Origin of the sequence: Dolichospermum sp. UHCC 0352 (genome assembly GCF_009711925.1) — a bacterium.
GTDB classification, from domain to species: Bacteria; Cyanobacteriota; Cyanobacteriia; order Cyanobacteriales; family Nostocaceae; genus Dolichospermum; species Dolichospermum lemmermannii.
The window spans coordinates 17,899-30,880 of record NZ_VIKY01000126.1; the positions used below are offsets into that span (position 1 = coordinate 17,899).

A 12,982-nucleotide genomic window follows, 5' to 3' on the forward strand; every position below is an offset into this window, starting at 1 on the left:
ACAGCCTGATTTCCTTGTCACTGTCTTGAACTCAGGATTTATGCCATTTAACAACTAGTAACTTTGTTCTATTGAATAAATGCTGATCAATGTTTGTTTCTCTTTGGCAAGTCGTACCCAGAAATAGGAAAATTGTCTAGGCTAATCTTTCCCTGGTTAGAATTTAATTTAAGCTGTTATTAACATCAAAATCAACATGATTAATAAATTGATACAACGGTTCTTGACTTTGGCTCTTATTTTTGCTGTTGTCCTTTTCTCCTGGGAAGTTCCTTTTGCTTTCGCAGATCACTTTTTTACTAACTCTGGAGAAATTAGGGATAATATCAAATTATCTGAATATGATTTTACTCCCCAAGAAAATCAAGAACTACAGGGGATTCGTCAGCGTCGAAATAAAGAAATTGCCGCAATTTTAGATTTATCTCAACGTAACTTGCTTGCTCACAAATTACATAATGGTAATAATATTGATCAAGCTTTAGAAGCAATAAATTTAAGTTCTCAACAACGAGAATTAGTAAATTCTATAAATGTCTTCACTAATTTAAAATTGAAGGGAATTTTCTCTCACCATGATTTACTTGACAGTCATAAATAAAGTTCAAAATTGGTAATAGTAAATTATTTCAGTTGTGAGAAATCTGAGTTTTTGCAACTGGTAATAAAAAGATAAAAACAATCACCAATTTTTTCAAAAACTCAATAAATTATGATTGATAAGATTGAATTGTGAGATTTGATGAAAGATTTTGTTGGAGAAATTGACTGAGTACGGTTATCAACTCTAGAAATCCCTCCCTATTTTCTCCCTAATAAAGATAAGACACGGTAGATTAGAGACAGCGTTACTTCTTCAAAACAGGGGAAGTCATCATCAAAATACAGTTGTCACAATAAATGTCTTATGAGTAAAAAACTACAAGGATTCCTCAAACCCCTATTTAAAACCGCCTTTATTCTTAGCTTAGTGCTAACTTTGGCGTTCAGTCATGCTAATGATGCCTTAGCAGCCCGCAGTGGTGGCAGAATCGGTGGTGGTTCTTTTAGAATGCCTTCTAGCCGTACCTACACACCCCGGACAAGTATGCCCGGTAATGGCGGCTACTATGCTCCCTATGGCGGTGGTTTCGGATTTCCGTTTCTTTTGCCCTTATGGGGTTTTGGTGGCGGTTTTGGCGGGTTGTTTGGGATTTTGATCTTTTTTGCCATGGCGAATTTTTTAGTGCAAACATTTCGCCGTGTTACCAGTGGAGAAACGGAAGAAGTCAGCTATAGCAGCAACCCTTCGGTGTCTGTCACCCGGTTACAAGTTGGTTTACTAGCCCAAGCAAGAGATTTACAACCCGAACTCAATCGAATTGCGGAAACTGCTGATACCAATAGCCCAGCGGGAAGAAGCGAAGTTTTACAAGAAGCTAGTTTGGCTTTATTGCGTCACCCTGAATATTGGGTATATGCAGGTGGTGGAACTCAACAAGCAAAGTTAAATTCCGCAGAATCACAATTTAATCGGTTATCTTTAGCCGAACGCAGTAAGTTTAGCGAAGAAACTCTTTCTAATGTGAATAATCAACTCAAGGCTGTTTGTCAGGAAGCTTTACCTGGTGAAGATAACCCGACTCGTTTGATTAGTGAAGGGCCAGGAGAATATATTATCGTCACCTTATTAGCAGCAACTTTGGGTAAATGTGAAATTCCCGCTATTAATAATGCTGATGATTTGCGTCAAGCTTTACGTCAAATTGGTAGTCTTGGTGGTGAACAACTGTTAGCAATTGAAGTTTTGTGGACTCCCCAAGCGTCAGAGGATACACTGACATCAGATGATTTGTTTGCGGAATATCCTGATTTGAAATTGGTTTAATTGGGAGTTTTGCAAAACTCATGTAGAGACGTTCATTGAAACTTCTCTACATTCTCTCAAACTCTCACTCTCTGAGACTCTGCGCCTGGAGCGTGTTAGCGAAGCGGGGCGAAGCCCAACAAACTCATTTAGGAAACTGTCCTTCTCGCACTTCCACAGCGTAATCTTGGACAGCTTTGGTAATTGTTTCTCGTAAGTTTGTATAAACCTTGGCGAATGGTGGTTGTTTTTCCGAAAGTCCGAGAATATCAGAAGTGACTAATACTTGACCATCACAGCTAGAACCTGCACCAATTCCAATTGTAGGAATACGGAGTTTTTGAGTAATTTGCAGCGCTAGTTTTGTAGGAATATGTTCTAATACTATAGCAAAAACCCCGGCTTGTTCGAGAGCGATCGCTTCATGAAAAATTCTCTCACCTTCTTCCTGGGTTTTTCCCTGTTGTCGTAACCCTAATTGATGAATTGACTGGGGTGTTAATCCCACATGACCCATAACCGGAATCCCCGACTGCACTAACCGGGTAATGGTTTCTACCATTGCGGGATAGCCACCTTCTAATTTTACCGCTTGCGCCCCCGTTTCTTTCAACACTCTACCGGCGGAGTGCATAGCTTGGGAGATACTTTCTTGATAGGTCAAAAACGGTAAATCAACTACCATTAAAGCATTTTTGACCCCACGCCGCACAGCTTTAGCATGATGGATCATTTCATCTAAAGTTATTGGTAAGGTAGTTTCATAACCAAGGACGACGGCAAGAGAATCACCAACTAAGATCAAGTCTACACCAGCTAGATCCAAAAGTTGAGCGATCGCATAATCCCAGGCAGTTAACGCAACAATCGCCCTTCCCTGTTGTTTCCATTGAGTTAATTGTTGGGTAGTAACTGCCATAAAGAATTGATAATTGATAATTGTCAATTGTTAATTGTTAATTGTCAACTGATAATTGTCAATCTCTGGCAAATTTAACTGATGTCACGTTACGTCCGCGCAGGGGAGTTACAGACCGTAATACAATACCATTTTTTGGTTAATCACTAACAATTGATTTGGCATTCCCGCCCAAATTAATCCTTGGGGACTGGGATTTTTGTCTGTATTATCAACCTTTTGGGCTATAGCTGGTGTGACTAAGTAGGTTGGCGTTGAAAATTGTCGTCATAGCACTAGGCAAGAGGCAATACTTCGACTTCGCTCAGTAACCAGAGGCAAGAGGCAAGAGTAAAGAAGTTTTCAGCGATTTTACATTTCTTTACACAGTTTGGTTTTATTGTGTTCACCTACTTATGCTTGGTAAAGCTATTAATCTCAGTAAATTTGCACGCATTTAGTTAAGTATATCCAGCTTGATATTATTTTTGCATATTCATTTAATTAGTTAGGCTATTTTAATCTTGAAATGCAAAGTCTCAGCCTAAATTTTACCATTTAATAAACTTCATCATGACTGCCAATATCTATCAATAAAATAATCATTTCTAATAACTCTTCATCTTCAGAGAAATTAAAGATAATTCTACAATCATAAGTAACAGAACAAGACCATAAACCCGCTAAATTTCCTCCTAACTTATGAGACTTCAAAGACGGTGTAAAGGGATCATCGGCCAAAGGACTTAATACATTAACAATTTGATTTTTTAATTGCGGGGTTTTCTTGGTAATCTTCCTAAAAGACCGCTTGAATCCACTACTCCAGACAACTTCCATCATCATCTCCTAGTAAATCAGAGATTAAATCATCAACGCTTCCCCTCTTTGCTGTACCATCTTTAAAAGCTTGTTTAACTTCCTGAGCATTAGTTAAAATTTCAGCCCGCTTCTTCTCAATTCGTTGCTTTTGAAGAAACTCAAATAAATACTCTCTATCTTCTGTGGGTAATCTTTCAATAGAAGTAATAATTTCTTGTAACGTCAGCATAGAATCTCCTCTAAAACAACTCTCTGTTTCTATATTATCTCCCATTGAGCAAATTGCATGAGTAATTTACTTAGTATAAAACAGTAGCAATATATACTTGTCTTAAAGCTTTTAAGTACCAGCTACATCTACAGGTATTGCATAACTTTCAAGTGAATATTTACTTGAGATATACACAATTGTAAACAAATCTTCACAAAATGTTAAATCTTTATGTGATAACAAATTTAAATATATCAATTAACAAAATTCGCAAAATAACTTATTGAATTATTGATATATTGTGGGGTAAGCTACAAATTCCGTGATGTGCAGTTTCTTCTTTTCTTGCTCATCCCCTGACTAAACTTGTCTTCAGGAAAAATGCCTCATGATCCCTCCTTACCCGCTTTAGGTAAAGACATCAGGAAAAAAAGAGAGTTGCAGCAAACCAGCCTTAGGTCTGGAATGCGGCTTTCAGGCAAAAATCCGCAGACGGCTGAATCAAGCCAGTTGAGTAGGGTATGCAAACTCAAGATGAAAAGATTTTGTATTCTTGGGACGAAAAATAACTGGTAAACAATTTGTTGCAGTAGCAATTACCGCAACTTAATTCGTGCAGGAGTAATACTGCCACCATAGAAATTGATCGCCCCTAACTATAAGCAAAACTTATAATCTCATTAAGAATGAATTAAGAGTAGGAATGAGAAGAAGTGGCACATAACGTGATTTGATAGTAAAAAGAAAGACTTCTTGGAAGAAAAATATGTCTTACGCGCAAACTAAGACTCAGGCTAAGTCTGGGTATAAAGCTGGGGTTCAAGATTACAGACTAACTTATTACACACCTGATTACACTCCTAAAGATACAGATTTATTAGCAGCTTTCCGGATGACCCCCCAACCCGGAGTTCCTCCTGAAGAAGCTGGTGCGGCTGTAGCTGCTGAGTCTTCCACTGGTACTTGGACAACAGTATGGACAGACTTGCTCACCGACCTAGATCGCTACAAAGGTCGTTGTTACGACATCGAACCAGTTCCCGGTGAAGATAACCAATATATTTGTTATGTTGCTTATCCTTTGGACTTGTTTGAAGAAGGTTCTATCACCAACGTACTAACCTCCATCGTCGGTAACGTATTTGGTTTTAAAGCTTTACGGGCGTTACGTTTGGAAGACATTCGTTTCCCTGTAGCTTACATCAAGACTTTCCAAGGACCTCCTCACGGTATCCAAGTAGAGCGCGACAAATTGAACAAATACGGTCGTCCTCTGTTGGGTTGTACAATCAAGCCCAAATTAGGTCTTTCCGCTAAGAACTACGGACGCGCAGTTTATGAATGTTTACGTGGTGGTTTGGACTTCACCAAAGACGACGAAAACATCAACTCTGCTCCTTTCCAAAGATGGCGCGATCGCTTCTTGTTTGTATCTGAAGCTATCAACAAAGCACAAGCAGAAACCGGCGAAATCAAGGGTCACTACCTAAACGTTACCGCTCCTACCTGCGAACAAATGATCCAACGGGCTGAGTACGCTAAAGAACTCAAGCAGCCCATCATCATGCACGATTACCTGACCGCAGGTTTCACCGCTAACACCACATTATCTCGCTGGTGTCGTGATAACGGTATTCTGTTGCACATTCACCGTGCTATGCACGCTGTAATTGACCGTCAGAAGAACCACGGTATCCACTTCCGCGTATTGGCTAAAGCTCTCCGCTTGTCTGGTGGTGACCACATTCACACCGGTACAGTAGTTGGTAAGTTAGAAGGTGAACGGGGAATCACCATGGGCTTCGTTGACCTATTGCGTGAAAACTACATCGAGCAAGACAAGTCTCGTGGTATTTACTTTACCCAAGACTGGGCTTCCTTACCCGGTGTAATGGCAGTTGCTTCCGGTGGTATCCACGTATGGCATATGCCCGCGTTGGTAGAAATCTTTGGTGATGACTCCGTACTCCAATTCGGTGGTGGTACTCTCGGACATCCTTGGGGTAACGCTCCTGGTGCTACAGCTAACCGCGTAGCTCTAGAAGCAGTTGTTCAAGCTCGTAACGAAGGTCGCAACTTGGCTCGTGAAGGTAACGATATTATCCGCGAAGCTGCTAAGTGGTCTCCTGAGTTGGCTGTTGCTTGCGAACTGTGGAAAGAAATTAAGTTCGAGTTTGAAGCAATGGATACCGTCTGATAATTGAGGATTTGAGATTTTGGATTCATATACAATCCAAAATCTAAAAATCTAAAGGGCTGGGTCAAGCATGGATTTAAAGCAAATTGCGAAAGACACAGCCAAAACTCTCCAAAGCTACCTGACTTATCAGGCGTTGAGGACTGTATTGGCACAGCTAGGCGAAACAAATCCTCCTCTGGCACATTGGTTGCAAAACTTCTCCGCTGGCAAAATCCAAGACGGAGAAGCCTATATTGAGGAACTGTTTCTAGAAAAGTCAGATTTGGCTTTGCGGATTATGACTGTCAGGGAACATATAGCGGCGGAAGTGACAGAGTTTTTACCAGAAATGGTGATAACTGGCATTCAGCAAGCCAATATGGAACAGCGTCGCCAGCATCTCGAACGCATTACGCAACTAAGTTTATCAAGTCCCAGCCTCGAAATACCAAAGACAGACAATATCTGATTCTAATTTGGATAATTTATCTAATTAGTCAGTCAACCAAGTCATAAAAAATCTCCCCCCACTTATCAAAAACTATGCAAACTTTACCTAAAGAGCGTCGTTACGAAACCCTTTCTTATCTTCCCCCTCTGTCTGACGCGCAAATCGCCAAGCAAGTTCAGTACATCATCACACAAGGTTTCATTCCTGCAATTGAATTCAACGAAACTTCTGAACCTACAGAACTTTATTGGACAATGTGGAAGTTGCCTTTGTTCGGCGCTAAAACTACTCAAGAAGTATTGAGCGAAGTTCAAGGTTGCCGTTCTCAGTATGGTAACTGCTACATTCGTGTTGTTGGTTTTGACAACATCAAGCAGTGTCAAGTTATGAGCTTCCTTGTTCACAAACCCAGCAGATACTAAGAGCTAGTTAGCTAATAGTAATTTGATGAATTAAAAAGAGAGGTAGAGTTTTCTATCTCTCTTTTTTTTAGCGTTACATAATGGCTTTATGAATTATGTTTCGCGCAAAGGCACAAAGGAGCAAAGACGCAAAGGTAAGAGTTTTCAAAATTAACCATGGTTACGCCACTCAGGCTATCGGTGAGTTTCATTCTTTGATTCAGCAATACCCTTTTTTTTAGTTTTTGATAGAGAATAGAATTGTCGGTTGAGTCGCACATACAAAAGGCTAAAGGTGGTAATTATGCAACAAATTACTGTTAATGAAGCATCTCAACACTTGTCTGATTTAATTGAAGCCGCACTTGGTGGTGATGAAATTATCATCATGAAAGATAATCAACCTGTGGTGAAATTAATTCCTGTATTACCAGTTAAACACCGTCGTCAACCTGGTACTGCTAAAGGAATGGTAACAATGGCTGATGATTTTGATGCACCTTTAGAAGATTTTCAGGAATATATGTGATGATGTTTTTGATAGATACACATACATTTATTTGGTATGTAACAGATAACTCTCGACTTAGTAATCAAGTTTTAGAATTGATTAACGATGAGAATAATCAGATTTTTTTGAGTATAGCTAGTGTTTGGGAAATGGGAATTAAACACGGGTTAGGAAAGCTAACGTTTAATCTTCCATTTGAGACATTTATCACGCAGCAAATTAGTATTAATGACTTCACGGTGTTAGATATAAAAATCAGTCATATTACGGCTATTACTCAATTACCTTTACATCATCGTGATCCTTTTGACAGAATGTTAATTGCACAGGCTATGGTAGAAAATATGCCTATAATCAGTGCTGATAAAATTTTTGATGTCTATCCCATACAGCGTTTATAGTAATGCTGAATGTGGGTTTAATCAATATGAAGTCTCCTTAATCTGGGCATCTAGTGAAACCTGGATTTAATAACTGCATAACTTTTGATGGCGATCGCCTCCGGTGGACGGAATGCGATCGCTCATATACTAAACACGGGTGAGATTTAAACTTTTGCCAAATGACAAAGAACCCAGATGTGTAGGGGTTTAGCAGTGCTAAACCCCTAAGTTTAGAATCAAACAATCAAGCCGTTTTGAGTATAATATCTTAGGAAACTGCTGTATTAAAGTGATTTGGGTGAAAATAGCTCCCCAATTACAAAAGGAGAGCTTAGGCACTTAGATAAAGAAGCTACTAACAGCAATAGTACCCAAAGCTGGTAATGTACCACTGGATCCTGTGATATTCACCAATAGGTCATTACTAGATTGGAAGCCAGCCACACCATCATTAATGACTAAATAAGTTCCGGCAATACCAGAAGTGGTGACACTGACTAAAGCTGCACTACTTACACCTAAAGCCTGATTATCAGTTAATGCTCCATTAGCATCAGTAAATACACTATTGACCACATTTGTTAAGGTAGTGTCTGTACTATTAGCAGCACGAGTGAAGGCAGTGGGAGCATTCATAGCTACACCCAGGGAGGTCAACAGGTCAATTTTATCAGTGCCAATGGCAAAGTCGGTAATTCGGTCTGCTCCTGATACTGGGGATTGTCCAAATTGGAAAACGAAGGTATCGCTTCCTATTCCACCTGTGAGGGTGTCTGCACCAGCACCACCGTTAAGAAGATCGTTACCAGTACCACCGTTAAGAAGATCGTTACCAGCATTTCCTGTGAGGGTATTATTGCCACTATTACCTGTTAATGAATTGTCACCTGCATTCCCAGTACCATTAATAACAGCTGTTCCTGTTAAGGTCAGATTTTCGATGTTGGGGAAAACCGTTAAATCAAAGGTAACAGAAGATTGAATGATATCTGTTCCTTCTCCTGAGTTTTCAGTAATGGTATCAGTAGTGCTATCTACGACATAAATATCATCACCTAAACCACCAATTAAGGTATCAATGCCAGCGGCACCGTTAAGAGTATCGTTACCAGCATTTCCTGTGAGGATATTATTGCCTGTGTTGCCAGTGAGGCTATTATTGAGGTCGTTGCCTGTACCATTGAGGTTAGCACTTCCCGTAAGCGTAAGATTTTCAACGTTATCGGTTAGGGTGTAGGAAATGGAAGCATTAACCCTATCAGTCCCCTCACTGGGGTTTTCTACTACCACATCACCCGCATTATTCACAGTATAGGTGTCGTTGCCAGCTAAACCTATCAAACAATCAGCATTTATAGTACCATTGAAAGTATCATTACCAGAAGTGCCGATCACTGGGAGAGTCGGTTGACTACCATCATCATTTAAAATGATCCCTGTGGCACTGCGAGTACCGATAGTAGCTCGGGAGGGAGTAGACAAATAAACCGTAAAGGTTTCGTTGGATTCAATGGTGCTGTCTCCTCTGACTCGCACTCTTATTTCCTTGCTGGTTTCTCCTGGTAAAAAGGTGAGGCTTTCTCCTGGTGGCATTGCTCCACCAAAAAAATCGGTGGAGTTAACGGGGTTATTACCAGACGGGGTAATAAACCAATCTACTGTGCTTGTACCACTGGTGTCTCCTGACCGAGTGACCGTAAACACAAATGACTTGTGATCTGAGTTGCCCTCCGTTTGTATGCTAGATGTACCAGTGATGTTTAGGACGGCATTACTGGCGATATACTTAAAATAGCTACCAGTGAGGTTAAATTGCAATGGGTTGATTAAACCCTGGGTATTTTCTAAAACAGCAATCAGTTCATCAGGTTCGCTATCAGGCTTGTTGATGTAGAGGTTAATGTTATTACCTGAAACTGTGGTCGTATAATCACTACTGGAACCCAAAAGCTGAATGATATCTTCCTGGGGATTAAAGTCTTTGATATTCAGGTAGTCACTTGTACCTCCAGTGCTGGGATTATAGTCATCATAACCAATCCATGTGGCATCGCCCAGAATAAAAGTGTCCTCTCCTGTTCCCCCAGTGACTGTATCTACAGTCCCTAATCCTGGTTTGGCGACATTGGGATTTACTGGTATGATAGTATCACTTCCATCTCCTCCCGCGATATCATCATTTCCTTCACCCCCAATTAGGGTGTCATCTCCACTGTAGCCTCTGAGGTAATCTGCATATTGTGTTCCTGTGACTTGAAACACTTCTACGTTATTGTAGTTTAATAATGGCTGATGAGACCCATAATACAATCTATGCCATAAACCTTCAAAACTATTGGTATAGGTGTTAGTTACTCCATAACCACCGTTTCCTAAATAGGTAAAACTGGCACTGCTATAATCCACAATCAGGGTGTCAGTGCCACCCCCACCGTTAATGCTGCCATTGCTGACCAGTAAATTACCAGTGGCAATAGTGGTGTCATAACCACTGCCTAAAGTCACAGAGGAAATATTCTCAAAATTGTTAATGCGGGTATTATTATCCCCACTTACTTGTTCTGTAGCTCTTAAATCCAGCACTAAATCTACATCTAAACTGCTCAGGTCTAGGCTTTGTAAGGTGTCGTTTCCTTCTTCCCCGTCAATGCTGTCTCCAGCTTTAGCACTGACTACTGTGTCATTCCCTGTTCCTCCACGGATAACATGACGACCTGTGCCACCATCAATGGTATCATTGCCATCACCACCCTCAATTTCGTCATTTCCACCTTCCCCTTTCAGGGTGTCGTTACCATCACCACCTCTGATCAGGTCATTGCCATCTCCACCCGCGATATCATCATTTCCTTCACCCCCGATTAGGGTGTCATCTCCACTGTAGCCTCTGAGGTAATCTGCATATTGTGTTCCTGTGACTTGAAACACTTCTACGTTATTGTAGTTTAATAATGGCTGATGAGACCCATAATACAATCTATGCCATAAACCTTCAAAACTATTGGTATAGGTGTTAGTTACTCCATAACCACCGTTTCCTAAATAGGTGAAACTGGCACTGCTATAATCCACAATCAGGGTGTCAGTGCCACCCCCAGCGTTAATGCTGCCATTGCTGACCAATAAATTACTAGTGGCAATAATGGTGTCATCACCACTGCCTAGAGTCACTGAGGAAATATTCTCAAAATTGTTAATGCGGGTATTATTATCACCACTTACCTGTTCTGTAGCTCTTAAATCCAGCACTAAATCTACATCTAAACTGCTCAGGTCTAGGCTTTGTAAGGTGTCGTTTCCTTCTTCCCCGTCAATGCTGTCTCCAGCTTTAGCACTGACTACTGTGTCATTCCCTGTTCCTCCACGGATAACATGACGACCTGTGCCACCATCAATGGTATCATTGCCATCACCACCCTCAATTTCGTCATTTCCACCTTCCCCTTTTAGGGTGTCGTTGCCATCACCACCTCTGATGAGGTCATTGCCATCTCCTCCCGCGATATCATCATTTCCTTCACCCCCAATGAGCTTGTCATCTCCACTGTAGCCTCTGAGGTAATCTGCATATTGTGTTCCTGTTACTTGAAACACTTCTACGTTATTGTAGTTTAGTAATGGCTGATGAGACCCATAATACAATCTATGCCATAAACCTTCAAAACTATTGGTATAGGTGTTAGTTACTCCATAACCACCGTTTCCTAAATAGGTGAAACTGGCACTGCTATAATCCACAATCAGGGTGTCTGTACCATCGCCTCCGTCATATATCTTGTTGCTGACTAGATCACTGCCCGTTGCTTCAAACTGATCATTCCCGTTGGTAATCGTTCCGGTCAATTCTGTGGTCGTGCCAATGATATAATCTGTCGTTGTTGCCAGGGTTAAGATGATAGTCTCGTCATTTTCTTGAATGTTGTCCTCAAGAGGAGAAATTGTCAGGGTAACTGTATCCGCTCCAGCCGCAAAGGAAACTGTTCCGGTAGTGGCAGTATGGGATGTGGCACCAGTCTGACTATAGTCTGTGTTGAATATAGCTGAACCTGATACGGTGTAATTGACGGTTAACTCACTGGTGATATTGCCTGTTCGGGTGAAGGTGTAGAGAATATTCGCCCCGCTATGTTCTGCTACTTTCTTCGGAGAAGTAGCTAATGTGACTATTGGTTTTGTCGTTACCTCCGTAGTATCAATAGCTATTGACCATCCGCCCGCGATGTTGCCAATATCTACCCCTGTATCGTCCACCACATACAGATTCCATATACCATTGGGGATGGTGTTGTTAAATACGGAAAAATCTATTCCATAGTCACCACTGGGAGCAGGAGAATTATTAAATCTGTCATCTGTTTCATAGTCTGTGGCTCGATAACTACCACTGCTGATCTGACCTTGATCCGGCAGAAAATCACTGGCATTGGGGTCAAAGGTTAAGGTGACATTGTTTAAGTCCCAAGACCAACCTGCATCTGACATTAACAAGATATTGGCACCTGTAGGACCTATCAGTAGAATATCAAGGTCATCGGGATAAGTATGACTAATATTGCTTAGGGTTACTTTCAAACTCGTAATTGTGCCATTTAACCCGGAGACGTTGATACTTGAGGGGTAGGTTGTTGCTGCTCCACCATTAGGAATGGTAATTTCATTGGGATTAGTGAAAACTAGATTTTGCTGACTCATTTTAATTACTCCTGGTTTAGTTAGCACGCAGAAATCTTGCGTATATAAAAAAACGGCTGTTATGTAATATTCTGAGTGTGGTAGCTTCTTCCTAACATGAGTAAGGGAAGCGTAACACATCACTTTTAAATGTGATTTTGATCAAACAAACAGCCTACAGGCGATCGCTCTTAACTCACTAGCATCCGCTCCAATGCAGTGTGCCAGTAGAGATTGGGCTTGAGCTATATTCATATTTCCACCAAAAACAGAGGCTATAGCGGTGGTAGTCACCAGTTATGACATTTCATCGTAATTACCTCAAACAAAATTTTACTGATTCCAGTATAAGTCTTCCAGTATAATATATCAAATCCTGTCTAAATAATAGACATCTCCGAGAATTAAATGTACGTGACTTGAAACCCTTGTAGAGACGTTCCGTGGAACGTCTCTACGATCTTTTTCGGAGATGTCTAATGATTATTTTCTGTTTAACTTTTAATGAAAATTAATGAAAAATATGGATACTGCTGTGACTAAATAATTCAAACACTGGACATAAATGGATATAGTGCTATAAGAGGTTGTTTGAAAAGTATTAGATGA

10 protein-coding genes and 2 pseudogenes are annotated in these 12,982 nt (G+C 40.6%); 7 read left to right on the forward strand and 5 right to left on the reverse strand.

Annotated features, from left to right (window positions below):
• Nucleotides 1-196 precede the first annotated feature (196 nt).
• On the forward strand, nt 197-601 hold the full coding sequence (locus tag FJR06_RS08540; protein WP_015079273.1) for a hypothetical protein: 405 nt from the start codon (nt 197-199) through the stop codon (nt 599-601).
• A 306-nt stretch (nt 602-907) separates the two neighbouring features.
• Complete coding sequence (locus FJR06_RS08545) at nt 908-1,867, forward strand: DUF1517 domain-containing protein (protein WP_168651239.1); 960 nt, start codon at nt 908-910, stop codon at nt 1,865-1,867.
• Between the two features lie 124 nt (nt 1,868-1,991).
• On the opposite strand, the gene panB is transcribed toward FJR06_RS08545, so the two are convergent.
• The 4 genes and pseudogenes from panB to FJR06_RS08565 all read right to left on the reverse strand — a co-directional run bounded on the left by panB (nt 1,992) and on the right by FJR06_RS08565 (nt 3,840).
• On the reverse strand, nt 1,992-2,765 hold the full coding sequence (gene panB / locus FJR06_RS08550; RefSeq protein WP_148765922.1) for a 3-methyl-2-oxobutanoate hydroxymethyltransferase: 774 nt from the start codon (nt 2,763-2,765) through the stop codon (nt 1,992-1,994).
• A 61-nt stretch (nt 2,766-2,826) separates the two neighbouring features.
• Nucleotides 2,827-2,957, reverse strand: a pseudogene (locus tag FJR06_RS24295) (transcriptional regulator); the annotation flags it as partial.
• 345 nt (nt 2,958-3,302) lie between these two features.
• Entirely contained in the window at nt 3,303-3,584 is a 282-nt protein-coding gene (locus FJR06_RS08560) for a type II toxin-antitoxin system YafQ family toxin (protein WP_168633972.1), read from the reverse strand.
• Nucleotides 3,565-3,840, reverse strand: a complete 276-nt coding sequence (locus tag FJR06_RS08565; RefSeq protein ID WP_254433072.1) for a hypothetical protein — start codon at nt 3,838-3,840, stop codon at nt 3,565-3,567. The genes FJR06_RS08560 and FJR06_RS08565 overlap by 20 nt, the downstream gene beginning before the upstream one ends.
• A gap of 703 nt (nt 3,841-4,543) precedes the next feature.
• Here FJR06_RS08565 and FJR06_RS08570 point away from each other — a divergent pair.
• The 5 genes and pseudogenes from FJR06_RS08570 (at nt 4,544) to FJR06_RS08590 (ending at nt 7,720) form a co-directional block, all read left to right on the forward strand.
• The gene (locus FJR06_RS08570; RefSeq protein ID WP_015079279.1) at nt 4,544-5,974 is read left to right on the forward strand and encodes a form I ribulose bisphosphate carboxylase large subunit; all 1,431 of its coding nucleotides are present in this window, start codon (nt 4,544-4,546) and stop codon (nt 5,972-5,974) included.
• A 70-nt stretch (nt 5,975-6,044) separates the two neighbouring features.
• Nucleotides 6,045-6,453 (forward strand): annotated as a pseudogene (locus FJR06_RS08575) (chaperonin family protein RbcX).
• Between the two features lie 46 nt (nt 6,454-6,499).
• Nucleotides 6,500-6,829 carry a ribulose bisphosphate carboxylase small subunit gene (locus tag FJR06_RS08580; protein WP_015079281.1) on the forward strand — a complete coding sequence of 110 codons (330 nt, stop codon included), beginning with the start codon at nt 6,500-6,502 and terminating at the stop codon, nt 6,827-6,829.
• Nucleotides 6,830-7,112: 283 nt separating this feature from the next.
• Nucleotides 7,113-7,337, forward strand: a complete 225-nt coding sequence (locus tag FJR06_RS08585; protein WP_015079282.1) for a type II toxin-antitoxin system Phd/YefM family antitoxin — start codon at nt 7,113-7,115, stop codon at nt 7,335-7,337.
• Nucleotides 7,337-7,720, forward strand: a complete 384-nt coding sequence (locus FJR06_RS08590) for a type II toxin-antitoxin system VapC family toxin (protein WP_015079283.1) — start codon at nt 7,337-7,339, stop codon at nt 7,718-7,720. The genes FJR06_RS08585 and FJR06_RS08590 overlap by 1 nt, the downstream gene beginning before the upstream one ends.
• 321 nt (nt 7,721-8,041) lie before the next feature.
• Here FJR06_RS08590 and FJR06_RS08595 read toward each other — a convergent pair whose 3' ends face one another.
• Nucleotides 8,042-12,394, reverse strand: a complete 4,353-nt coding sequence (locus FJR06_RS08595; RefSeq protein WP_168651240.1) for an S-layer family protein — start codon at nt 12,392-12,394, stop codon at nt 8,042-8,044.
• Between the last annotated feature and the right edge of the window lie 588 nt (nt 12,395-12,982).